We start from the raw sequence: 23,532 nt of genomic DNA, 5'->3' as shown, positions 1-23,532 counted from the left end.
CGGGGGGCCGCGGGCAGCACCCGCGCGCCAAATCCGCGGGCTGCGGCGCGCGGGTTGCGGCGCGCCTCAGCCCACCACGAACCTCAGTAGCCGTTCTTCCTCAACCAGGCATCGATCTGCGGCTTGCGCTGGGCGCGCAGTTTCAGCTTGGTCTGGATGCCGGTGATCGCGGTTTCCGCATCACGACGCGAGGTCGGGGCGATGTGCTTGTCGGCGAACGCGCGGATCTTGTCCACCATCTGCGGGTTGTCCGAACTCCTGGCCAGCCCCGGGTAGTAGCGCGCGCGCGAGGTGCTGTCGACCAGCGTGTCCACCTTCTCGCGATGGGCCACGGCGAAGTCGAACGCCATGTCCGCATGCTCATGCGCCACCAGGCCGATCATCTCGGCGGCGTTGGTCGCGCCCGGCTCGTCGGTCAGTGCCATGTCCAGCGCACGCTGCGCCAGCGCCTTGTCCTTCGCCTGGGCCAGCAGCCCGTAGTACTGGTCGCGCACCATGGACGAGGTTTCCTTCTTCGCCAAGGCGCGCAGCCTGTCCCAGGTGGCGGCATCGGCATTGCGCGCCACCACGCCCAGCACGGTGCGGCGCAGGTCGGCCGGCAGCGATTCCGGGTTGGCCAGGAAGGCGTCGAAGCGGCGACGCGCCTCGGCGATCACCTGCTCGTCGCCCATCGTGCTGAGCATGCGGATCAGGCCGCTGCGCAGCTGCCGGGTCTGCGCCGATTCGTCCTCGCGCGCATCCCAGCCCAGCGACTGCAGTACCGGCGACAACCGCGAACGCGCGTACCTGCGGAATGCCGCCTGGCGCGGCGCATCGCCCTTGAACAGGGCGTCGATGCCGCCCAGCGTGCCGGACACCATTTCCCACAGGTCCGACGGCGCATCGGCCGGCACCTGCGCGGTCAGGTCCAACACGTCCGATTCCGGCTGCAGGCCCACCGCCGCCAGCGCGCTGGCATCCATCATCATGCCCAGCTGGTCCACCACCGGCAGGCGCGCGAAGCCCTGGCCCAGCGCCTTGAACTGCTCCGGCGCGTACAGCGTGCGGTAGTAGCCCTTCTGCCCGGCATTGACCAGCACCGGCCCGGCGCAGCCGGGCAGTTCCAGCGCGCCGTTGCCGTCCACCAGCGTGCGCGCGACGGTGCCGTCGGCGCCGCGCACGGTCACCGGCACGCGCCAGCGCAGCGGCACCTTGTCCTTGCGGTCGAGGGTGTACTCGCCCTGCGTCAGCGTCACCCGGGTCTTGCCGTCCACGCACTGGCTGGCGACGCGGATCAGCGGCACGCCCGGCTGCAGGGTGAAATCGTGCGCGACATCGACGAAACGCTTGCCCGGCGCGGCCTCGTCCATCTCCCGCCACAGGTCGTCGGTGACCGCGTTGCCGTAGGCATGCGCGCGCACGTAGCTGCGCACGCCCTCGCGCCAGGCATCGGCGCCCACGTAGTCCTCGAACATGGCAATCACCGCCGCGCCCTTGCCGTAGGTGATGCCGTCGAACGCCTGGCTGGCCTGCTCCACCGTCGCCACGTGCTGCACGATCGGGTGGGTGGTGGCATAGGCATCACGCCCCATCGCGCCGCGGCTGGTCATCGCCGCGCCGACATCATTGACGTCCCATTCCGGGTGCAGCTTGCGCGTGGTGCGTTCTTCCATCCAGCTAGCGAAACCTTCGTTCAACCACAGGTCGTCCCACCACGCCATCGTCACCAGGTTGCCGAACCACTGGTGCGCGATCTCGTGCGCGGCCACCGAAAACACGCGCTGCTTGTCCGACACCCCGGACACCGCCGGGTCGAGCAGCAGGGTGTGCTCGAAGGTGAAGATCGCGCCCCAGTTCTCCATCGCGCTGAAGAACTGGCTGCTGCCCGGCGCGGCCACGTTGTCCAGCTTGGGCAGCGGGTACGGCACGCCGAAGTAATCGTTGTACTCGCGCAGCACATCACGGCTGCCTTCCATCGCGAAGTGCGCCTGCTCCACCTTGCCCTTCTGCGTGATCACACCGATCTCGGTGCCGTTGTCGTCCTTCATCGCGGCGCGCTCGAAATCGCCGGCGGCCACGAACAGCAGGTAGGTAGACATCTTCGGCGTGGTCTGGAACACCACCTGCTTCAGCCCGTTGCCCAGCGCCCTGCTGCTGGCCACCGGCATGTTGCTGACCGCCATGTCCGCCTCGGGCACGTTGATGGCCACATCGAACGTCGCCTTGAAGCCCGGCTCGTCCCACGAGGGAATGAAGCGCCGCGCATCGGAATTCTCAAACTGGGTGAACAGCGCGCGGCGACTGCCGGCCTCGGTCGGGTAATCCAGCGCGAACAGGCCGTTGGCCTGGGTGTTGATGACGCCACTGTAGTCGGTAGCCAGCGTGTAGCGCCCAGGCGAGAGCGGTTTGTCGAAGCTGAAGCTCGCGGTCTGGTTCCCGGCATCCACGCTCACCCTGGCCGGCATCGGCTTGCCGCCGGCGGCAACCAGCGTGCTGTTGGCGAAATGCAGGTCCGCGGCCTGCAGCACGATGCTCGAGGTCTGCTCCAGCACGTCCAGATCGATGCTGATCCTGCCGTCGAACGCCATCTTCTCAGCGTGCGGCGTGACCTCGACACGGTAATGGCTGGGCCGCGCGGTACGCGGCAACTGCGTCGTCACCGCCTGCGGTAGTGCTGCCGGCGCGGCGGGCGCCTCCCCTTGCGCGAATGCCGGAATGCCGGTGCCGGCCAAGGCCAGCGTGATCGCGGTTGCCAGAATGCGGCGCATGCCTGCTCTCCCTGTTGTCGATGGAATGCCGAGTCGCCCATCGTCATCCTCGGGGAGCCAGCCCGACAGCGCCGGAAGTCATGGTTCGTTCAGCTTTCCGGCATCCGGCCTTCCTGCCGCGCCGCGATCATCGCCCGGTACTGGCGCGGCGCCATGCCCACCTCGGCCTTGAACTTGCGGGTGAACGCGCTCTGGTCGGTGAAGCCGCAGGCCTGGCCGATGCTGGCCACGCTGTCCTGCCCGTGCAGCAGGTGCAGGGCGATCTGGATGCGCAGGCGCGTGAGTACCTGCTGCGGCGTCATCTGGAACACCTTGCGGAAACTGCGCTCCAGCTTGGACAGCGAGAACCCGGTGATGTCCAGCAGGGTCTGCATGCGCACGTTTTCGGCGTAGTGCGTGTTGAGGTACTCCAGCGCCAGCCGCAGCGGCTCGTACTGCGATTCCAGCCCGCCGCGCTGGCCCAGGTCGCGGGAAATGCCGATCAACCCCACCACCCGGCCGTTCTCGACGATGGGCCGCTTGCAGGTCAGGCACCAGCCCGGCTGCCGGTTGGCGAACAGCTGCAGCTCCATCACGTTCTCGATCACCTCGCCGGCCAGCACGCGCGCGTCCTGGGCGACATAGGCCTCGCTCATGCCAGCCGGGTACAGCTCGTCGGCGCGCCGGCCAATCACCTCGCCGCGCGAGCGCACGCCCAGCCGCTGCATCATCGTCATGTTGACGTGGGTGTAGCGGCCATCCACGTCCTTGGCGAAGAACAGCACGCTGGGAATGGCGTCGAACAGGGCTTCGATCTCGGCGGGGTCTATGCGCATCAAGCAAGGGTCCGGCAGCGGTGCAATCGCCGCATTCTAGCCAACCCCTCCTCCAGTGCCGGGCAGAAGGGCCGGCCTAACACGTCGCCAACGGCTGCTTCACCTTCTCCACGCACCGTCCGGCCTATACCTGCAGGCCCCACAACCCACCGGAGCGCCGCCATGACCCAGGGCGACAAATCCAGCTACACCGACAAGCAGAAGCGCCAGGCCGAGCACATCGAAAAGAGCGAGAAGGCACGCGGCGCCAGCACCAGGACCGCCGAGCGCATCGCCTGGGCCACGGTCAACAAGCAGGACGGCGGCGGCAAGAAGTCCGGCAGCGGGCGCAAGCACGACACCAAACACTGAGCGCATCCGGCCGGATTGGGCAACGTCAGGCCGGCCGCAGGCAGGCATCATCGGCGGTCCACTCCCCGGACCATGATCATGAGCCAGCCGCCCGTACCCACCGACTACGCCCCCGGCCAGCTGTGGCGCTGCAACGGCCGCGAGCCCGGCGAGCAGCCCACGCTGCTGATCAACCTGGTGGAAACCCACCCGCTGGGCGGGCGCATCTTCCACGTCACCCTGGACGGCCTGCGCGTGCGCCACCCCGGCCTGCCCGGTGGGGTGATGACGCGGCTGGCGCATGCACCGGTCATCGAACAGACCTTCGAACGCAGCGGCATGGTGTACATCGGGCCGCAGGCACCGGCCGCCGACTACCGCAAGGGCTACGACGAATGGCGGCAGGCCTTCGACGCGGGCCATGCCGCCTCCTTCGGCGTAAGCGTGCCGACCATCCTGGAAATCCTCGAACGCCGGCTCAACGGCATTCCGCTGGACCAGCCCTGAGCCATCTAGCGCGCAGTGGGTGAAGCCGAGGGCGCCGGTTGCGGCGCCTTGGCGTTCCGGGCGGATTTCCGCAGGCCCTGCACCTGCCTTACCGACGTAATCGGCACCGCCTCGGCGCGTTGCTGCGCCGGCCACCACAGGTAGACGAAGGCGCTGCTGGTGCCCAGCAGCCGCGCCTCGCCGGGCAGCGGCGCGGCATCGCCCAGCATGTGCACGCGCACCGGCGTGCCGCGGCCCTTCTCGCGTACCAGTTCGCCCTTGGTCTGCACGTAGACCGCCGAGCCCAGCAGCATGAAACTCGCCACCACCATGCTGACGCCGGTGATGGGATGGATGCCGATGCCATCCCAGGTCATGATCCGCGCCTGCGGGAACGCCATACGCGCCCACCAGCGGCGGCGGCGCAGGTCGGCGACATACTCCGGATACCGGCGGCGCAGCGCCTCCGGCCAGCTCACCAGCGCCGCCAGCAGCACGCCGATGGCGAAGATCAGCGCATACGCCGGGTCGCGCAGGCCCGCCACCAGGTAATCGCTGGCCTGCAGGTAATCGGCGATGCTGATGCCGAACCCATGGTAGAACCACGCGCTCGACCACAACCCCAGGAACGCCACCAGCACATAGGCGGCGGAGAACATCAGCGCCGGCTCGCGGCAACCACGCCGCCACAGGTTGAGCACCCACGATTCGTCGCCCGCGCCCACATCGGGAATCGGCGACCAGTTGATCGGCTCGTCGGGCAGCGCACTGCCCTGCGCATCCCGGTTGTCCTCCTGCTCCCCGTGCGTCATCGCTTTCCCCTTTCGCTGCGGCAGCATCGCCGATTTGCCTTGCCTGTGGGAAGCGACGTGGGTGGTGGCCGCTATGTGACATGGGCCGTCCGCGCACATGCGGTTACGGGCGTGCCGATAGCCCCGCCACCCGCAGGTCCACCGCCCTGCGCCGGGCGTCGCTTCTACCTTCAGTGCAGGTAGTCGCCATACGGCGATTCCGCCTCTACCTGCACCCGATCCGTGGACAACCGCGCCGGCAACGCATACACCGCCCGCGCCTCTTCCACCCGCAAGCACGCATCCGCGCCCGCCCCAAGCCGCTGCGTTTCCACCGCGTCCAGCACCCCGCGCACGGCCACCGCTGCATCGAACACCGCGCGGCCAATCGATGGCAACGTGCCATCCGCAAACCCGGCCGCATCGCTACCCGCCAGCACATCGCCATGCGCGGCGAGCGTGCGCACCAGCCCATCCAGCGTGTCTATCTGCGCCAGCGTGACGCCGAAGGCATAGCCCTGCGCCTCGCCCGCCTCCTCACGCGCGGGCGCGCCCGCTTGCGTCCCTAGCCGTGCCGGCCACGACACCTCGTCCAGCACCAGATCTACTTGGTCGCCCAGCAATTCCAGGCAGAACGCCACCTCGCCCATGCGCACCTCGCGCGCCGGCTCGCCCGCCGCATCGGCCAGTGGCTGCATCAACCGCAGCAGGAACTTGATGTGGTCACTCAGCCGCAACAGCCGCTGCTGGCTGTCCTCGGGCAGGTAATAGCCCGGCTTGTCATCGTCCAACGTGTGCATCGCCATCGTTGCCGCCTCCTTCCATGAAGTGGCCGCCCGCCGCGAACGGCGGACGGGAAGTCGGGAGGCTAGAAACCGCGTGTAGCCGGCGGGCTTATTCCCCTTGCGGGTGTTTTATTCACCGCCCTCCCGACGCAGGCATCGCGTCGGCTTGCACCTGCGAAACATGCAGGCACAAAAAACCCACCGATTTGTCGGAGGTGGGTACCGCTACACGTGGAGTTTCTAGGCTCCGTGAGGCGAGGATGCTACTCGTAGATCGGTTCGTCAAGAAGGTGCACACAGGTAAACCCATTCACCCTTTTGGTCGAACACGATGTCCAAACAACTAGCGTCAACCATGCATCGTAAATCCACCGATCAACTTCGCGTCTTTGAGATAGGTGCTGTCGAACACCATATCCGTTAACCAGCGCTTGAAGTTGGGGTTGTCGCTGAACTGCTTGAACAGTTCGGTGTGGTCGGACAGCAGCTCCAACACCACCCGGTTGAGGGCCTTGTCGTGCTCCAGCTTCGCGTTTTGCTTGTCGGAGTTCGCCTGCGCGTTCTGGTAGGCCTTGTCCTGCGCCACCCGCGCCGGAATTTCCTCGGCGATGACCTTGCGGATCTTGTCCTCGTCCTTCCACTCGATATTGCCGAATAGGTCGTTGAAGGTCTTGATGATCGCGGAGAGTTTGTCGATGTCTGCCTCGCCCTTGCCACCACCGCCGCCCGGCGGCACTGGGTCGACCGTGGCGTCGGCATCGGCCATCGCCATCTTCAACGCCGCTTTGGCCTCCACTCGATAGCTGTCCATGTCGATGGTCTCCAGCACCCCCTTGGAGAGGTCTTCCTCCTTGGGCGCGGGCAGCTTGGGGATGAGGAAGCTCAGGAAGATCGACAGCTTCTCCCACGCCGGATGGCCATAGCTCAGGATCGCGGCAAGAAAGCCGTAGCTGCGCACGAAGGCCTTGGCTTTGCCCTTGAACTTGACCTGATCGTCCTCGCCGAGCTTGTCGGTGTATTCGGCCACGCACGCATCGAGAATGGGGTCGAGCTTGTCCCGGTCTGCGCCGTTCAAGTACAGCGCCACCAAGTCTTCCACCTGCTGCCAGCTGTACACCTGCTGCCCATCGAGCTCGGCCTTCAGGTCGTGCAGTTTGTTGGCGTCGGTTTCGCCAGTCTGGATGGTCGCGCGGTAGTAATCCTGGAACGCCGCCTTCACCGCCTCGGCGTTGTCGGCGAAGTCGAGCACGAAGGTGTCGTGCTTCTGCGGATGCGCACGATTCAGGCGTGACAAGGTCTGCACCGCGAGCACGCCCGCCAGCGGCTTGTCCACGTACATCGTGTGCAGCAAGGGCTCATCGAAGCCGGTGACGAACTTGTTGGCGACGATCAGGAAGCGATACGGGTCTTGCTTAAGATTGGCCGGAATGTTCTTGCTCGGGAACCCGTTGAGATCGGCCTCGGTCTTCTTCTGGCCGCCATTCTCGAAGTCACCCGAGTACGCCACGATGGCCTTGTACGGGCTCTTGATCTGCGTGAGGTAGTCCGACACCTCGCGCCAATAGTCGATGGCCCGCGCGATGCCGCTGCACACGATCATGGCCCGCGCCTTGCCGCCGATCTTCTGTCTGCCCGCGACCTGTGTGATGAAGTGATCGACCATGATCTCGGCCTTTCGGCGGATGGCCTTGTCGTGCGACTCGACGTAGTGGCGAATCTTCTTCAGCGCCTTCACCTTGTCGAATTCCGGGTCGTCCGCCACCGTCTTAGCCACTTGGTAGAAGCTGTCGTAGGTGGTGTAGTTCTCCACCACGTCGAGGATGAACTTCTCCTGGATGGCCTGCTTGGTGGTGTAGGTCAGTTCTTCGGGCGACCGGAACTGCACCTTGTCGCCGACCAGGGTCTTCTCGCCGAACAACTCCAGCGTTTTGTTCTTGGGTGTGGCAGTGAACGCAAAATAGCTGGCGTTGGCCAGCAGCTTGCGCGATGCGATGCGCTTCTCGATTTCCGCGTTCACCGCATCCTGCGTGCTGTCCTCTTCGAACTCCTCTTCGGCAACCTTGCCACCAAGGGCTTCGTGCATCCGTGCCGTGGTTTTGCCGCCTTGGCTAGAATGCGCCTCGTCGATCAAGAGCGCGAAGCTCTTGCCGGATAGGTCGCCCAGCTCATCGAGGATGAACGGGAATTTCTGCACCGTGGTGACGATGATCTTCTTGCCCCGGCGCAGGTACTCACGCAGCTCCTGCGCGTTGTCGGAGTGGCCGAAGATCGCCGCCACGTGGTCGTAACCCTTGATGGTGCGAGCAATCTGTGTGTCCAGCACGCGCCGGTCGGTGATGACGATGATGGAGTCGAACTGCGCCGTCATCGGGTCGTCCGCACGGCGCAGCTCCACCAATTGGTGCGCCAGCCAGGCAATCGTGTTGCTCTTGCCGCTTCCTGCCGAATGCTGGATCAGATAGCGCTTGCCGACCCCATCGGTATGGGCACGGCGCAGCAGCGCACGCACCGTGCGCAACTGATGGAAGCGCGGGAAGATCTGCTTGCTTTTCTTGCGTTTCTTGCCGCTGGCATCTGCTTCTTCCTCCTCCACCACCTGCGCGTAACTCTCGATGATGTTGGCCAGCGATTCGCGGGTCAGCACCTGCTTCCACAGGTAATCGGTCTTCAGACCATCCGGCTTCGGCGGGTTGCCTGCGCCGCTGTTCCAGCCCTGGTTGAATGGCAGGAACCACGAGGCCTTACCCTTCAGCTCGGTGCAGAACGCGGCCTCCGCGTCATCGACTGCAATGTGCGCCACGCAACGCCCCAACTGGAACAGCAGCTCCAGTGGGCTGCGGGTGATTTGGTACTGGACGATGGCGTCAGCCAGGGTTTGCTTGGTCAGCGAGTTCTTCAATTCGAGGGTCAGCACCGGCAGACCGTTTATGAAGATGACCAAGTCCAGCTCATTGCCGGAATCGTTGCTGTAGCGCACCTGCCGGGTGACGCTGAAGATGTTCTTGCCGAAGGCGTCTGAAGCGGCAGCGTTGCCCGGAGTGGGCAGCAGCTTGTAGAGATCGACGTGTACTGGCCCGTGGCTCACCCCCTTGCGCAGCACGTCCACAACGCCGCGCTTGGTGATCTCGCCCTGCAGCCTGTGCAGGAACTGTGTGCACTTGATGCCGTCCACCGCCAGTTCCAACGTTTCCACCGCCTTGGGCTGGGTGGCCTGCAAGAAGGCCAGCAACTGCGCCACATCCAGCGCCACGTCGCGGTTGTAGTCGATGGGCTTGCCCTGTACGTAGCCGTTGTGGGTGGCGGCGAAGTCCGTGGGAGCCAGCGCATGGCTGTACTCGAGCTGCGGCATACCGGTCAAACCGCGTACCACGCGCGCCTCAAACCAGCGCTCGCTGGTGTCAGTCTTCGCCATCGCCATCCTCCTTTTCGGTCACATCTTCATTTTCATCGCCGAGCGCGGCCAGCGCCGCGTCGTCCACTACGTCCTCCGGGCCGGGCTGCCAGCCGCGCACGTCCACTTGACCGGTGACTACATCGGCAATCAGGCGGTCGCGGTATTCGCGGATCAGGGCAATTTCCTTTTCTATCTCTCGGCGCACCGATAGTTCTTCGTAGTAGAAGTCGGAAACTTCGCGCTGCAGATGCAGCGGCGGAACCGGAACCTTCTCTTTCAACAGCGAGCGCGGATTCAGCGGGCGATTTCGCCCTGCCGCGCCGCGCGAATGATGGTTGAGAATCAGGCCGCCAGTCTTGCTCAAGAAGAACGTGTAGAGATATTCCGGCGTGACGGCATCACGTTTGCATTTGGCAATCGGGTAGCGATGGGATGCAATGCATTCATCATCTTCGGTGCTGGCAACGGCAACCGCACCTTCCCAGGCGAACTGGCCGCTGAATATCAGGTCGCCTTTCTCGATGCGGAAGAAAGTCGAATCCCCAAGGTGTTTCCCTTCGGTGAGCGGCTTGTGGAAAATGCCGCGACCACGATTGAACATGCCAATCGGCGTGTAGATCACTTCCGGCTCTCTGGTGATGGGAGTCGCCAAAAGCGAGATGACCCGGTCAAGCCGAAGGTGTTGAGTTTCCGAAGATGAAATAGCTCGCTCTGCAAGAATGCCACGTTGCTCGGCCATCAGCGCGATCAACTCGCGCTTGGCCTTGATGAAGCGGGCGATGTGCGCGTCCTGCGCGCGCAGGTAGGCAACGATCCGGTCTTGTTCGGGGCGCGGTGGCTGGATCAGTGCGATGTCGAGGAACTGGTTCGGGTACAGGCGCAGGCGGGAGGATCGAATGCCGGTAGAGCGCCCGATGTATTCAGCCACGTAGACGCGGGTGCGCAACAGATAGTCGAGATAGGCCGGGTTGAAGCTGTTGGCGCGGCGGGGGCGGTACACGCCATAGGCGGGACTGACGATGCCCACGTGCCTGCTCGCACCAAGCGCTGCCATCCATGCCCACAGCGTGTTGATGACGATGTCGCCGGGGCGGCACAGCTTGGAGCCAACGTAGCTCGCAGCCTTGAACATCGTGACCTTCTTCTGGCTGCGCGGGGTAACGCCGGTGAGGTGAGACACCGACAGCAGTTCCTCCTGTCCGGTCTTCGAGCGCTCATCCACCTCGCGGAAGAAGGTCTTGGCGCGTTGCTCGTTCCAGTGCTCCGGCACAGCGGGCAACCAGCGCATCTTCGGCTGCCGGTAGTTCGTGTACGCGCTCGCCACCGTCATCATGCGCCCCCCACGATCTTGTGCAGCAAGCCTTCGCTCTGCTGCTCCAGCGCAAGGATGTCAGCGCGGATTTCGGCCAGTGTGCGCAGCGGAGCGGGCTTGTAGAAATAGCGGGCAAACGAAATCTCGTAGCCGATCTGAGTCTTGTCCGTTGCGATCCAGGCATCCGGCGCGTGCGGCAGCACTTCGCGAGCGAAGAATGCGTCGATGCCGCCCGGTTCCTTCAGCGGTACCTGCTCGGTATCGCGCAGCTCGCTGTCGGGTTCGTACTCGACCATGAAGCGATCCTTGCCGACGGTTTCCAGGTACGCGCCGTCGAAGCCGAGCTCGAAATGCTCGCCCGCCTTGAGCTTGCTGCGCTTGGCGATGACCGGCGGCGCGGCTTCGTCGCGCCAGCTCACCGCCTTGTAGATGGCCTTCTTTTCCGGCGCGCCGAGCTTGTCACCCTGCGCCTTGAGCGCAGCATCGAAGCGGGATCGGAACTCATTGTGGTCGTCGAAAACGACGCTGCCCAGTGCCGTCTGCGCCCGTCGCGCCACCTCCATCAGTCCCTTGTCGCGCTGCCACGTCGATACGTCGAGCAGCTTCTTGCGGCGCTTGGCGGATACGGCCTTACGGGCGGCGGGGGCTTCGCCGTCATCGCCGCTGTCGCCGTCTTCGCTTTCGTCGTCTTCGTTCTCGTCCTCGCCCTTCAGCCACGCCTCGATGGCCGGCTTGCGCTTGGCAAACTCGCTGTAGAGCGCCTCGCCGTGGGTGGCATAGATTTCGGCGCGTAGTGCCTCATCGCCGGAAGCAAAACGCAGGGGCTCGATGCATTCGTCAGAGAGCTGGCTTTTCAAGCGCAGCGGACGGTCGACGGTGATCTTCCAGTAGCCGAAGTCCTGGGTGTCGAACCATTTCGACTCGGCGGTTTCCTGCGCCTCGCCCAGGTAGAGGTCGAGGATTCGCTGGACGTCTCCATCCGAGAGTTCGCAGTTCTTCTTGCCCAGGTTGCGGCGCAGCGGCTGGCACCACTGAGATGCGTCGATCAACTGCACTTTGCCACGCCGCGCCTCGGCCTTCTTGTTGGCCAGCACCCAGATGTAGGTGGCGATACCGGTGTTGTAGAAGATGTTGAGCGGTAGGGCGATGATGGCTTCGAGCCAGTCGTTCTCCAGCACCCAACGGCGGATGTTGCTCTCGCCCTGGCCTGCGTCGCCGGTAAACAGCGCCGAGCCGTTATGCACCAGCGCGATGCGGCTGCCCAGCGGCGTGCTGTGCTTCATTTTTTGCAGCTTGTTCACTTGGAACATGAGCTGCCCGTCGCTGGAACGCGTGAGGAGCGTGAACTCGGCGTTGCCCGCGTGGCTAACGATGAAGCGCGGGTCGTTGAATTCCTTCTTGCCGCCCATGCGTTCCAGATCGGTCTTCCAACTCTTGCCGTAGGGCGGGTTGGAGATCATGAAATCGAATTCGCGGCTGCGGAACTGGTCGGCGGACAGGGTGGACTTGTCCGCGCCGCCGACGATGTTCTCGGCCTCTGCACCTTCGCCCTTCAAGAGCAGGTCGGCCTTGCAGATGGCGTAGGTTTCGTCGCTGATCTCCTGCCCGAACAGGTGGATCGACACTTCCTTGCCGTGTTCCTCTGCCAGTTCGTGCAAGGCTTCCTCGGCCACGGTGAGCATGCCGCCGGTACCGCAGGAGCCGTCGTAGAGCGAATAGGTGCTGGACTCGATCCGGTCGGCCACCGGCAGGAACAGCAACTTGGCCATAAGCTGCACCACATCGCGCGGGGTGAAGTGTTCGCCTGCCTCTTCGTTGTTGTCTTCGTTGAAGCGGCGGATCAGCTCCTCGAACACCGTGCCCATGCCGTGGTTGTCCAGCGCGGGCAGCTTGATGCGGCCGTCGGCATCCTTCACGGGCAGCGGCGCGAGATTGACCTCTGGGTCGAGGAAGTCGTCGATCAGGTAGCCAAGGACGTGGGAATCCACCAGCTTCTGGATCTGGTTGCGGAAGTTGAACTTGGTGAGGATCTCCTGCACGTTGGGTGAGAAGCCGTCCAGGTACGCAATGAAGTCATCGCGCAGGCGCTGGCCTGCCGCACTGGCCTTGAGCTTGGCCAGCGTGAACTCCGAGACGTTGTAGAAGGCTTGGTCTGCCGCCATGCGCAGCGCGCCGTCCTGCTCGGCCACCTTGTGGGTGTCGAGAAACCTCTTACGCTCGAGCACCGCGTCCTTCCTGGCTTCAAGTACGGCATCGAGCCGTCGCAGCACGGTGAAGGGCAGGATCACGTCACGGTACTTGCCGCGCACGTAAACGTCGCGCAGGCGGTCGTCAGCGATGTTCCAGATGAAGTCGGAAATCCACTTGATCTGGCTTTGGTCCTGTTTCTTCTGCATGTATCTCTAGCCCCAACCCCACTTGTAACAGCCCTATACCAACGCGAAGCAAGATCAGCCTGCGACAGTAAACTCCTGCCACCAGGGAAAAAATGCACACGTGTTACAGCATCATGGCATGGGCTAAGGTACAAATATGCCGCCACGCCGCAGCATCAACGGCCGAAATGCAAGCACAAGCATCAATAAAGAGGCCCCACTCACGCGGGGCCTCTTGGTTTGCTCCGCTTTCTGCATACGAAAGATGCAAAAAAGCGGTGGCGAATTGCCTCAACCCCACGGATCCTGCAACACCATCGTGTGATCACGGTCCGGGCCGGTGGAGACGATGCTGATCGGGCAGCCGGCCAGTTCTTCCAGCGAGCGCAGGTAGGCGCGTGCGGCCGGCGGCAGGTCGTCCCAATTGGTGATGCCGTGGGTGTTCTCGCTCCAGCCCGGGAATTCCAGGTACACCGGGGTGCACTCTTCCCAGCCCTGCGCGTCCAGCGGGGCGTATTCGGTGCGCTTGCCGCGGTATTCGTAGGCGATGCACACCTTGAGCTTTTCCATGCCGTCGAGCACGTCGAGCTTGGTGATGCACAGGCCGGAGATGCCGTTGATGGCCACGGCGCGCTTGAGCGCGACGATGTCCATCCAGCCGCAGCGGCGCGGGCGGCCGGTGGAGGCGCCGTATTCGGCGCCGCGGTCGCGGATGCCCTGGCCGATCTCGTCGTCCAGTTCGGTCGGGAACGGGCCGCCGCCGACGCGGGTGGCATAGGCCTTGGCGATGCCCAGCACGTAGTCGATGGCGTCGGCGCCCACGCCGGCGCCGGCCAGTGCGCCGCCCACGGTGGTGTTGGAGCTGGTGACGTACGGGTAGGTGCCGTGGTCGATGTCCAGCAGCGCGCCCTGCGCGCCTTCGAACAGCACGCGCTTGCCCTGCTTGCGCAGGTCGTGGCAGATGCCGGCTACGTCGGACTTCATCGGTTCCACATACTCACCGAACGCCAGCGCTTCGGCGTAGACGGTGTCGAAATCAACCGGCTCCACGCCCAGGTACTTCGTCAGCACGAAGTTGTGGTAGTCCAGCGCGGCGCGCAGCTTTTCGGCCAGCTGTTCCGGATAGTGCAGGTCGGCGATGCGGATGCCGCGGCGCGCCACCTTGTCTTCATACGCCGGGCCGATGCCGCGGCCGGTGGTGCCGATGGCCTTGCCGCCGGCGGCCTTCTCGCGCGCCTGGTCCAGGGCGATGTGGTACGGCATGATCAGCGGCGCGGCCGGGGAGATCTTCAGGCGCGAGCGCACTTCCACACCGGCCGTTTCCAGCTCTTCGATTTCCTTGCGCAGCGCGGCCGGGGAAATCACCACGCCATTGCCGATCAGGCACAGCGCGTCGTCGCGCAGGATGCCGGACGGAATCAGGTGCAGGACGGTCTTCTTGCCGTTGATGACCAAGGTGTGGCCGGCGTTGTGGCCGCCCTGGAAACGCACGACGGCACCGATTTCCTCGGTCAGCAGATCGACGATCTTGCCCTTGCCTTCATCGCCCCACTGGGCGCCGAGAACAACAACTGATTGACCCATGACGGGTGAACTCCTGAGTTGGCTGCGGCCATCGGGGCCGCGGACGGGACCGTGCGGGGCCGGCGGGTCTGCCTGTGTGGCGGCCCCATCGGGGGGCGGCCGGCAAACGTCAGGGCCATACACGGAAAAAGCCGAACGGGAGTGCCCCGGCCGGCTTTTCTGGATTATCCGGGTTTTGCCTGACGGCTACCACCCCCGCGGGTTCGGGCCGGGGCGGCTGGCCGGCAGCGGTTCAGTGGCGCAGCCACCACAACACGGCCAGGCCGATGGCCAGCATCAGCGCGCCGGACTGGCGCAGGGCGGCGGCCGGCAGTTCCAGCAGGCGCGCGGCCATGCGCTTCCACGCCAGCGGGGCGGCGAACAGGAACAGGCCTTCGAGGACGGCGACGAGGCAGAGAGCGGAGAGGAGGTCTTGCATGGGGCGCTGCTATTTCCTTCTCACGGCGGGGTGAAGACGTGTCGCTTGCGAGCCACCGGCTCGCACACGTTTGAACGCCCGGTGCGCTGCGCCGGGCCGGGGCGCGGAGCGAGGTGCCAGGAGGGCGGATGAGGCTGCGGAAGCTGGAGCGCCAGAGGGAGACAATTTGGGGGCTGCGCCCCTGCCCTCACCCCAACCCCTCTCCCGAAGGGAGAGGGGCTCTAAAGGCTCAGCGGTCGTTCTTGAGGTACTGGAGGAACGGGTCGTTCTTGTCCAGCACGATCACGCCGTTGCCATCGGCCATGGAGCCGCGGTAGGCCTCCAGGCTGCGGTAGAAGGCGTAGAACGCCGGGTCGGCCGAGCCGGCCTTGCCGTAGATGGCGGCGGCCTGGGCATCGCCCTCGCCGCGCAGCTGCTGGGCGTCGCGCTCGGCCTCGGCCACCAGCACGGTGCTCTCGCGGTCGGCCTGGGCGCGGATGGTCAGCGACTGCTCCTCGCCTTCGGCGCGCAGCTTGGCCGCTTCCTGCTTGCGCTGGGCGCGCATGCGCTCGTAGACGTCGGTGATCACCTGGCTGTCGGTGGGCAGGTCGATCTGCTTGATGCGCAGGTCGATGATCTGCATGCCCAGGGTCTGCACCGCCTCGTTGATGCCCTTCAGCTGCCCGGCGATCAGTTCCTCGCGGTCGCCGGAGACCAGCTGCCGCAGCGTGCGCGAGTTGATCTGGTTGCGCAGCGAGTCGGTGATGATCGGCGCCAGGCGGGCGTTGGCCACCTTGCCGTCGCCGCCGGTGGCGCGGTAGTAGGCGCGTACGTCGGAGATGTAGCCGATGGCGAAGAAGTCGACGCTCACGTCCTTCTGCTCGGCGGTGAAGTAGCGCGCCGGGGCGGTGTCCAACACCTGGAAGCGGCGGTCGAACACGCGCACCGTCTCCACCAGCGGCACCTTGAAGTGCAGGCCGGGCTTGATGTCCGAGCGCACCACCTTGCCCAGGTTGAGCACCATGGCGGTCTGGTCTTCGCGCACCACGTAGACCGAGCCGAGCAGGCCCAGCAGCAGGACGACCAGCAGGCCAATCAACAGGGAATTCTTCATCGGCCGGCCTCCTCACGGTTTGCCGAGCGCGAGACCGAGCGGTCCGCGTTGCGAATGCTGTCCGTGGCGGCCGGCAGCGCCGGCACCGCCATTTCCGGGGTCAGTTGCGGGGCGTTGCCCGTCTTGCCGGCGTCGGCCGGCATCGGCACGTAGATCAGCTGGCGGCCGTCGCCGCCGATGACCTTGCGGTTCTCGGCCAGCACCTGCTGCACGGTTTCCAGCCACAGGCGCTTGCGGGTGACTTCCGGCGCGTTCTTGTACTCGGCCTGCAGCAGGGTGAAGCGGCGCGCGTCGCCTTCGGCGCGGGCGACGATGGCCTGCTTGTAGCCTTCGGCGGTGGTGCGGGCACGCGAGGCCTGGCCGCGCGCTTCCGGCACGACCTTGGCGGCGTAGGCCTGGGCTTCGTTGATCAAGCGCTCCTTGACCTGCTGGGCGCCGTTGACCTCGTCGAAGGCCGGCTTCACTTCCTCCGGCGGGCGCGCGTCGGGCAGGGTCAGGCCGGTGACCACCAGGCCGGTGCGGTAGGCCTTGAGCGAGGCCTGCAGGCGCTGCTCGGCGGCCACGGCCAGCGGGCCGCGGTTGTTGAGCACGGTATTGAGGTCGGCGCGGCCGACCTGCTCGCGCACCGCGCTCTGCGCCGACTGCTCCAGCACCTGGTCGGCGTCGATGGTGCCGAACTGGTACAGGCGCGGGTCGTCGACGCGGTACTGCACGTTCAGCGCCACGTTGACGATGTTCTCGTCGCGGGTGAGCACCGGCACGTTGCTGCTGAAGGTCTTGATCTGGGTGGCGTTGACCTTGACCACCGATTCGATCGGCCACGGCAGCTTGAAGTTCGGGCCCGGCTGCAGGATGCGCGAGAACTGGCCGAAGCGCAGCACCACGCCGCGCTGCTGTTCGCCGATCAGCTGGAAGCTGGACAGCAGCAGCAGCAGCGCCACCGCCAGCAGTAACCAGCGCCAGATGCCGCCGTCGAACAGGTCGCGCAGCGGGCCGGGCAGTCCGCCCCATCCGCCGCCGCCATTGCCGCCGCGCGGCGAGCGCGAGCCGCGCCGGTTGTCGGCGGGGCCGCCACTATCGTTGCCGCCAGGTGTGTTCCAGGCCATGCATGCTCCATCTGTCAGGGCCGGGCGCGGGGCCGCCAGCCGTCTCAATCGGGTTTCGATTCTACAAGATGGGGCAGACCTGACGTTTCGCAACCGCTATCTTGGTTATTCCCCCGTTCCGCTGCAGGCCGCGCCATGTCCGCCCACGCTCCCTTCACCGCCTTCCGCATCCACAACGACGACGCCGGCTACCGCGGCGGGCTGGAGCAGATTGCGCTGGACCAGCTGAGCCCCGGCGAGGTGGTGGTGCGCGCCCGCTGGTCCTCGGTCAACTACAAGGACGCACTGGCCGGCACCGGCCAGGGCAAGATCCTGCGCCGCTTCCCGCTGGTGGGCGGCATCGACGTGGCCGGCGAGGTGGTCGCCTCCACGGATCCTGCGTTCCGCGAGGGCGACGCGGTGCTGGCCACCGGCTGCGGCCTGAGCGAGACCCGCGACGGCGGCTACAGCCAGTACGTGCGGCTGGAATCGAAGTGGGCGATCCCGCTGCCGGCGGGGCTGTCGCTGCGCGAGGCCATGGTGCTGGGCACGGCCGGCTTCACCGCGGCGCTGGCGCTGCTGCGCATGAAGGACAACCGGCAGACGCCGGACCATGGCCCGCTGGCGGTGACCGGCGCCACCGGCGGGGTCGGCTCGCTGGCGGTGGACATCTTCAGCCGCGCCGGCTTCGAGGTGCACGCCATCAGCGGCAAGGCCGAGGCGAAGGACTACCTGACCAGGCTCGGCGCCAGCGAAGTGCTGGGCCGCGACGCGCTGGCCACCACCCGGCCGATGGAATCGGCGCGCTTCGGTGGCGGCCTGGACAATGTCGGCGGCGCCATGCTCACCAGCCTGCTGGCGCAGACCGCGCCCTACGGCAACGTCGCCTCGGCCGGCCTGGCCGCCAGCGCGCAGCTGGACATGACGGTGATGCCCTTCATCATCCGCGGCGTCTCGCTGCTGGGCGTGGCCTCGGCCGGCACCGCGCGCGACATCCGCGAACAGGTCTGGCAGCACCTGGGCGAGGACTGGAAGCCGCGCCACCTGGACACCATCTGCACGCGCGAAGTGGGCCTGGACGGCCTGCCCGAGGTCTTCGCCACCATGCTGGCCGGCGGTTCGTTCGGGCGCACGGTCGTGAGAATCGACTGAATGCGGCCGCGCAGCGCGCGCATACAGGTTGCTTCGCGCCGCGGGCGGGCCGACACTATGCCGGCGACATCATCTTGGGGAAGAACGTGGCGCGCATCCTGATCGTGGACGATTCGCCGTCGCAGCTGCTCGGCATCCAGCGCATCGTCGAAAAACTGGGGCATGAAACCTTCACCGCCACCGACGGCGCCGCCGGCGTGGAGGCCGCCAAGTCGGTCCTGCCCGACCTGGTGCTGATGGACGTGGTGATGCCCAATCTCAACGGCTTCCAGGCCACGCGCACGCTCAAGCGCGAGGCCAGCACCGCGCACATCCCGGTGGTGCTGGTGACCACCAAGGACCAGGACACCGACCGCCTGTGGGGCATGCGCCAGGGCGCCAAGGCCTACATCACCAAGCCGTTCTCCGAGGACGAGCTGTCCGAGGTGATCGCGCGGGTGTTCGAAGGCGGTGGCGACGCTCCCCAGGCATGACCTCGCGAAACGGGCATCGCCCCGCTGAAGCTTTCGCGGCAAGGCCCCGCCGGGCGTTGCCCGGCGCTACAGAACCACTGCGATCCAGCCCTTTGTAGAGCGGGGCAACGCCCCGCTGAAGCTTTCACGGCAAGGCCCCGCCGGGCGCTGCCCGGCGCTACAGAACCACTGCGATCCAGCCCTTTGTAGAGCGGGGCAACGCCCCGCTGGAGCTTTCCCGGCAAGGCCCCGCCGGGCGCTGCCCGGCGCTACAGAACCGCGGCGATCCAGCCCTTTGTAGAGCGGGGCAACGCCCCGCTGGGGCTTTCGCGACAAGGCCCCGCCGGGCGCTGCCCAGCGCTACAGAACCACTGCGATCCAGCCCGTTGTAGAGCGGGGCATCGCCCCGCTGAAGCTTTCCCGGCAAGGCCCCGCCGGGCGTTGCCCGGCGCTACAGAACCGCTGCGATCCAGCCCTTTGTAGAGCGGGGCAACGCCCCGCTGGGGCTTCGCCGGCAAAGGCCCACCGCGATCAGCCCTGCGGCTTTACACCTTCTCGCCGAACGCCTTGGCCAACGCGCGGTAGGCCTTCTGCTGGGCCTCGTTGGTCGCCACCGGCGCGATCACTTCCAGTTCGACGATCTGGTCACCGTCCGGCTTGCCCGGCAGGCCGCGGCCGCGCAGGCGCAGTTTGCGGCCGCTGTCCGAATCGGCCGGCACCTTCAGTTCCACCGCGCCGCCCAGGGTCGGCACGCTGATGCTGGTGCCCAGCGCCGCCTGCCAGGGCGTGACCTGCAGGGTGTAGAGGATGTTGCGGCCGTCCACCTCGAACTGCGGGTGCGCGGCGTATTCCACTTCCAGCATCAGGTTGCCGCCGCCGCTACCCTGCCCGGCCAGGCGGATCACCTGCCCCGGGCGGATGCCCTTGGGCACGCGCACATCGAGCTGGCGGCCATCGACGTTGATGCGCAGCGTGTCGCCGCCGTAGGCCGCCTCCAGCGGCACCGACAGCTTGGCGCGGGTATCGCGCATCGGCTGCGGGCCGGCGCTGCCGCCGAAGCCGTCGAAACCGCCACGCGCACGGCCGCCACCGCCGCGCTGGCGCGCGAACAGGCTCTCGAAGAAATCGCTGAAGCCGCCGCCGGCGCCACCGCCACCGAACACTTCCTCGAAGTCGAAGCCCTGGCCGCCGCCAAAATCCGGCGGCGCCTGAAACTCCTCGCCGGGCCGGTAACCGCGCGCGCGCAGCTGGTCGTAGGCCTGGCGCTTGGCCGGATCGCGCAGCGCCTCGTAGGCCTCGTTGACGGCCTTGAACTTCTCCTCGGCGCCGGCTTCCTTGCTCACGTCCGGGTGGTACTTGCGCGCCAGCCGCCGGTAGGCGGTCTTGATCTCGGCATCGCCGGCCGTGGGCTCCACGCCCAATGTCGCGTAGTAATCCTTGAATTCCATCCAGACACCTTTACAGAAAGTCGGTCCGCCGCCGCGTGGCGACGGCCATTGCCAGAATCAGGCCCCGCCGAGAAGCGGCATCGGCCCGTCGAACGAATTGTAAGCCTGTGCCTGCGCCTGCCCGGCCATCACGCTCTCGATCCACTCCCGGTAATGGCCCAGGCGGACATTGCAGACAGTCTGGCCGTAACGCCCGGGACGGGCGGTCAACACATTGCCCTGGACCACCTTCCACGAGGCCAGCCCGGCCAGGCGCCACTGCCCATCGGCCTGGATGAGCGCCGGACCGCCACTGTCGCCGTTGCCGATGACGCCCTCCAGCGGCAGCGCTGCGGGCGGCTCGTCGAACACGTAGCAGAACCAGCGGTCGTAAGCGCTGGTGACCCTGTTGAACGCGCGGCGCAACTCCGTCCGGTTCGGGCCGGCGGGATCGTGCCCGGTGGCGCCCGTGCCGGTGGCGCCCTTCCCCACGATCTGGACGACCTGGCCCGCCTCGTCGCTGTCGCGGTAGAGGGCGACGGGAGCCACATCCGTCACCGGCCGGGTCAGCCTGACCAGCGCGATGTCGTCGGACCCGGCAAGGAACACCACGATCAACATGGCCTCGCCGCTGGCCATGGCCTGGTCGATCAGCGCCTGCGGCAGCGTCCTGTAGCCCGCATGCGTGACCACGCGTTCCACCTTGCGGGCGATGCCGCCGATGCTCACCTGATCGAGCGGCGCGTGCGCCGGGATCGCATGGGCCGCAGTGACGACCCACTGCGGTGCGATCAGGACGCCGTGCCCCTCACCAGGCATGTCGACCAGGGCGGGAAAAGCGGAAGCGGGGATCCGGTACTTCGCGTCATCGACATCGTGCCGGATCACGACGGCGCCGGCGGCCGATGACACCGCGACAAGCAACAGGAGCAGCAGGAGTCGGGTCACGTGCGATGCCTTGGTGTGGGCGGACATGGCGCAGGGAAGCGTCGGAGCGCCATTTTAGCGGCGACAATGCCGGTATCGTTCCCAGGCGGGGAAATGCGGCGTGAAGACTTTCTTTTCAAGCCGTTGACGCAACCCTCAACCCCCGGTCCATAGACTTCAACCCATAGCAGGAGAACCCCATGACCATCCACGTCGGCGACCGCATCCCGGAAGTGACCCTCAAGCGCATCCGCGAAGGCCTGGAAACCATCGACACGCAGGCGCTGTTCGATGGCCGCAAGGTGGTGCTGTTCGCGGTGCCGGGCGCGTTCACCCCGACCTGTTCGGCGCGCCACCTGCCCGGCTATGTCGAGCATTTCGAGCAGTTCCGCAGCCGCGGCATCGAGGTGTTCTGCATGGCGGTGAACGACCCGTTCGTGATGCAGGCCTGGGCCAAGTCGCAGTCGGTGCCGGACGGGCTGATGATGCTGTCCGACGGCAACGGCGACTTCACCCGTGCGCTGGGGCTGGAGATGGACGCCAGCGGGTCGGGCATGGGCATGCGTTCGCGCCGGTTCGCGCTGTACGTGGACAACGGCACCGTCCGCGGCGTGCATGTCGAGGAACCCGGCAGGTTCGAGGTGTCCTCGGCCGAGTACATGCTCGCCCATCTTCCGGAGTAGCGATCCCCCTTTCCACCACGGAGCACGCCAGCCATGAGCAAGCAGCCCGCCAGCAAGAAGGCCACGACCGTCCCGGCCACGGCCACTGTCATCACCGACCGCAAGACCCTGCGCGCCAACGCACGCAAGAGCATCGAGGACGGCGCGATCACGCCGACCTACAGCGCCGACCGCAAGATGGTGATCAAGCTGCTCAACGATGCGCTGGCCACCGAGTGGGTGTGCGTGCTGCGCTACTACCGCCACTACTACATGGCCAAGGGCATGCTCGCCGACGCGGTGAAGGCCGAGTTCCTGGAGCACGCGCAGCAGGAGCAGGCGCACGCCGGCATGCTGGCCGAGCGCATCGTGCAGCTGGGCGGCGAACCGGACTTCAACCCGGATACGCTCACTGCGCGCTCGCATGCCGAGTATAAGGAAGGCGGCAACCTGCGCGACATGGTGCGCGAGAACCTGATCGCCGAGCGCATCGCCATCGACAGCTACCGCGAGATGATCAACTTCGTCGGCGACAAGGACACCACCACCAAGCGCATCCTGGAGCACATCCTGGCGCAGGAAGAAGACCACGCCGACGATTTCGCCGACATGCTCGATGGGTGGATCGGCGAGTAATACGCGGTAGGTGCCGGGCTCGCCCGGCACGTGGCTTTCCCGACATCGGCTACGAACGGCGTGCGAGGCGCGCCTCGCACCTACAGAGATATGCCGCTCACTGCGCCACGCGGCTGCGGATCCGCCCGCAGCCAGTCATAGAGCGCATGCTCGACGGCTGGATCGGCGAGCAGCCCCGTGGGTGCCGGACTTGTCCGGCACGTGGCTTTCCCGACATCGGCCATTTAAAGCGTGCGAGGCGCGCCTCGCACCTACAGAGATATGCCGCTCACTGCGTCACGCGGCTGCGGATCCGCCCGCAGCCAGTCATCGAGCGCGTGCTCGACGGCTGGATCGGCGAGCAGTCCGGTGGGTGCCGGGCTCGCCCAGCATGTGGCTTACCGGCATCGGCCACGAAAGGCGTGCGAGGCGCGCCTCGCACCTACAGAGATATGCCGCTCACTGCGCCACGCGGAAGCGGATGCGCGTCCAGGCGCCGTCCGCGGCCAGCGCGGTGAGGCTGTGCTCGCCGGGTTCGTCGAAGTCGCGCACGAACGTACGCGAGCCTTCGGTCTGCGCGATCCAGCGCCCGTCCAGCAGCCACTGCACTGTCGCCTCGCTGCCGATCGCCCGCAACTGCAGGCGCGGCCCGTGCGTGGCGCCGGGCGCGCGCGCCAGCGTGGCGCGGTCGGTGAGCCCATCGATGTGCAGCATGCCGTCGTTGCCGCGGCCGTCGTCGGGGCAATCCGGCGCCAGCGGAGGCAGGCGCTGCGCCTGCCGCTGCACCTGCGACAGCCATGGCGAGGCCAGCGCCGGCCAGCGCGCCACCTCGCGCGCCTGCCGCTGCGGGTGGCCCTCGCAGCCGGCCGACAGGCGCTGGCCGCTGCGCGCATCGACCTCGAAGCGCACCTGGCCCGACTGCCACAGCCGCGCATCGCGTTCGGCGAAGGTCGGCGGCACGGTGCCATCCAGCACCAGCGCCTCGAGCCGCCGCTGGCACATCGCCGGCGGCGTATCGGCCGCGGCGATGCCCAGCGGCCAGCACACATCCACCTCGCCGACGCTGGCCGGCACCGCCGGCG

General features: G+C 66.5%; 19 protein-coding genes and 1 pseudogene. 6 read left to right on the top strand and 14 right to left on the bottom strand.

The window, feature by feature from the left end; genetic code table 11:
* Positions 1-83: 83 nt before the first annotated feature.
* Both QMX80_RS11415 and QMX80_RS11410 read right to left on the bottom strand, forming a co-directional pair.
* Entirely contained in the window at positions 84-2,747 is a 2,664-nt protein-coding gene (locus QMX80_RS11415; RefSeq protein WP_282277157.1) for a M1 family metallopeptidase, read from the bottom strand.
* Positions 2,748-2,836: 89 nt separating this feature from the next.
* Positions 2,837-3,562 (bottom strand): AraC family transcriptional regulator, encoded by a 726-nt coding sequence (locus QMX80_RS11410; protein ID WP_282277156.1) that lies wholly within the window; start codon positions 3,560-3,562, stop codon positions 2,837-2,839.
* Between the two features lie 162 nt (positions 3,563-3,724).
* Between QMX80_RS11410 and QMX80_RS11405 the strand changes: the two genes are divergently transcribed.
* Together QMX80_RS11405 and QMX80_RS11400 are read left to right on the top strand one after the other, a co-directional pair.
* Complete coding sequence (locus QMX80_RS11405; protein ID WP_273085247.1) at positions 3,725-3,913, top strand: hypothetical protein; 189 nt, start codon at positions 3,725-3,727, stop codon at positions 3,911-3,913.
* Between the two features lie 78 nt (positions 3,914-3,991).
* On the top strand, positions 3,992-4,399 hold the full coding sequence (locus tag QMX80_RS11400) for a hypothetical protein (RefSeq protein ID WP_282277155.1): 408 nt from the start codon (positions 3,992-3,994) through the stop codon (positions 4,397-4,399).
* A 5-nt stretch (positions 4,400-4,404) separates the two neighbouring features.
* Here the strand turns inward: QMX80_RS11400 and QMX80_RS11395 are convergent, their stop codons facing one another.
* The 9 genes from QMX80_RS11395 to hflK form a co-directional block, all read right to left on the bottom strand.
* Positions 4,405-5,190, bottom strand: a complete 786-nt coding sequence (locus tag QMX80_RS11395; protein ID WP_273085239.1) for a hypothetical protein — start codon at positions 5,188-5,190, stop codon at positions 4,405-4,407.
* Positions 5,191-5,360: 170 nt separating this feature from the next.
* A complete protein-coding gene (locus QMX80_RS11390) occupies positions 5,361-5,975 on the bottom strand; it encodes a hypothetical protein (RefSeq protein ID WP_282277154.1) in 615 nt (204 codons plus the stop codon).
* 328 nt (positions 5,976-6,303) lie between these two features.
* Positions 6,304-9,366 carry a type I restriction endonuclease subunit R gene (locus QMX80_RS11385; protein ID WP_282277153.1) on the bottom strand — a complete coding sequence of 1,021 codons (3,063 nt, stop codon included), beginning with the start codon at positions 9,364-9,366 and terminating at the stop codon, positions 6,304-6,306.
* Positions 9,353-10,681 carry a restriction endonuclease subunit S gene (locus QMX80_RS11380; RefSeq protein WP_282277152.1) on the bottom strand — a complete coding sequence of 443 codons (1,329 nt, stop codon included), beginning with the start codon at positions 10,679-10,681 and terminating at the stop codon, positions 9,353-9,355. Before QMX80_RS11380 ends, QMX80_RS11385 begins: the two co-directional genes overlap by 14 nt.
* Positions 10,678-13,056: a class I SAM-dependent DNA methyltransferase gene (locus QMX80_RS11375; RefSeq protein ID WP_282277151.1), complete on the bottom strand. Its 2,379-nt coding sequence runs from the start codon at positions 13,054-13,056 to the stop codon at positions 10,678-10,680. Before QMX80_RS11375 ends, QMX80_RS11380 begins: the two co-directional genes overlap by 4 nt.
* Positions 13,057-13,326: 270 nt before the next feature.
* On the bottom strand, positions 13,327-14,619 hold the full coding sequence (locus tag QMX80_RS11370; protein ID WP_153191660.1) for an adenylosuccinate synthase: 1,293 nt from the start codon (positions 14,617-14,619) through the stop codon (positions 13,327-13,329).
* Between the two features lie 232 nt (positions 14,620-14,851).
* A complete protein-coding gene (locus QMX80_RS11365) occupies positions 14,852-15,037 on the bottom strand; it encodes a DUF2065 family protein (RefSeq protein ID WP_282277147.1) in 186 nt (61 codons plus the stop codon).
* Positions 15,038-15,266: 229 nt separating this feature from the next.
* Positions 15,267-16,130 (bottom strand): protease modulator HflC, encoded by an 864-nt coding sequence (locus QMX80_RS11360; RefSeq protein WP_055764254.1) that lies wholly within the window; start codon positions 16,128-16,130, stop codon positions 15,267-15,269.
* On the bottom strand, positions 16,127-17,236 hold the full coding sequence (hflK, locus tag QMX80_RS11355; RefSeq protein ID WP_282277146.1) for an FtsH protease activity modulator HflK: 1,110 nt from the start codon (positions 17,234-17,236) through the stop codon (positions 16,127-16,129). Before hflK ends, QMX80_RS11360 begins: the two co-directional genes overlap by 4 nt.
* Positions 17,237-17,371: 135 nt before the next feature.
* Between hflK and QMX80_RS11350 the strand changes: the two genes are divergently transcribed.
* Together QMX80_RS11350 and pilH are read left to right on the top strand one after the other, a co-directional pair.
* Positions 17,372-18,367, top strand: a complete 996-nt coding sequence (locus QMX80_RS11350) for a YhdH/YhfP family quinone oxidoreductase (protein WP_282277144.1) — start codon at positions 17,372-17,374, stop codon at positions 18,365-18,367.
* 86 nt (positions 18,368-18,453) lie between these two features.
* Entirely contained in the window at positions 18,454-18,840 is a 387-nt protein-coding gene (pilH, locus tag QMX80_RS11345; protein ID WP_282277158.1) for a twitching motility response regulator PilH, read from the top strand.
* Positions 18,841-19,364: 524 nt separating this feature from the next.
* Here the strand turns inward: pilH and QMX80_RS11340 are convergent.
* Both QMX80_RS11340 and QMX80_RS11335 read right to left on the bottom strand, forming a co-directional pair.
* The gene (locus QMX80_RS11340) at positions 19,365-20,267 is read right to left on the bottom strand and encodes a DnaJ C-terminal domain-containing protein (RefSeq protein ID WP_282277143.1); all 903 of its coding nucleotides are present in this window, start codon (positions 20,265-20,267) and stop codon (positions 19,365-19,367) included.
* 57 nt (positions 20,268-20,324) lie between these two features.
* Positions 20,325-21,221, bottom strand: a complete 897-nt coding sequence (locus QMX80_RS11335) for a trypsin-like serine protease (protein WP_282277142.1) — start codon at positions 21,219-21,221, stop codon at positions 20,325-20,327.
* A 152-nt stretch (positions 21,222-21,373) separates the two neighbouring features.
* Between QMX80_RS11335 and QMX80_RS11330 the strand changes: the two genes are divergently transcribed.
* Together QMX80_RS11330 and QMX80_RS11325 are read left to right on the top strand one after the other, a co-directional pair.
* Positions 21,374-21,856, top strand: a complete 483-nt coding sequence (locus tag QMX80_RS11330; RefSeq protein ID WP_055764239.1) for a peroxiredoxin — start codon at positions 21,374-21,376, stop codon at positions 21,854-21,856.
* Between the two features lie 33 nt (positions 21,857-21,889).
* Positions 21,890-22,471: a ferritin-like domain-containing protein gene (locus QMX80_RS11325; protein ID WP_273085201.1), complete on the top strand. Its 582-nt coding sequence runs from the start codon at positions 21,890-21,892 to the stop codon at positions 22,469-22,471.
* Positions 22,472-22,909: 438 nt separating this feature from the next.
* Here QMX80_RS11325 and QMX80_RS11320 read toward each other — a convergent pair.
* Positions 22,910-23,532, bottom strand: a pseudogene (locus QMX80_RS11320) (penicillin-binding protein 1C); the annotation flags it as partial.

Origin of the sequence: Stenotrophomonas sp. PS02297 (assembly GCF_029959705.1) — a bacterium.
GTDB lineage: Bacteria > Pseudomonadota > Gammaproteobacteria > Xanthomonadales > Xanthomonadaceae > Stenotrophomonas > Stenotrophomonas nitritireducens.
The sequence above is the reverse complement of the archived record's forward strand: the minus strand, read 5'-3'. Positions and strand labels throughout refer to the sequence as shown.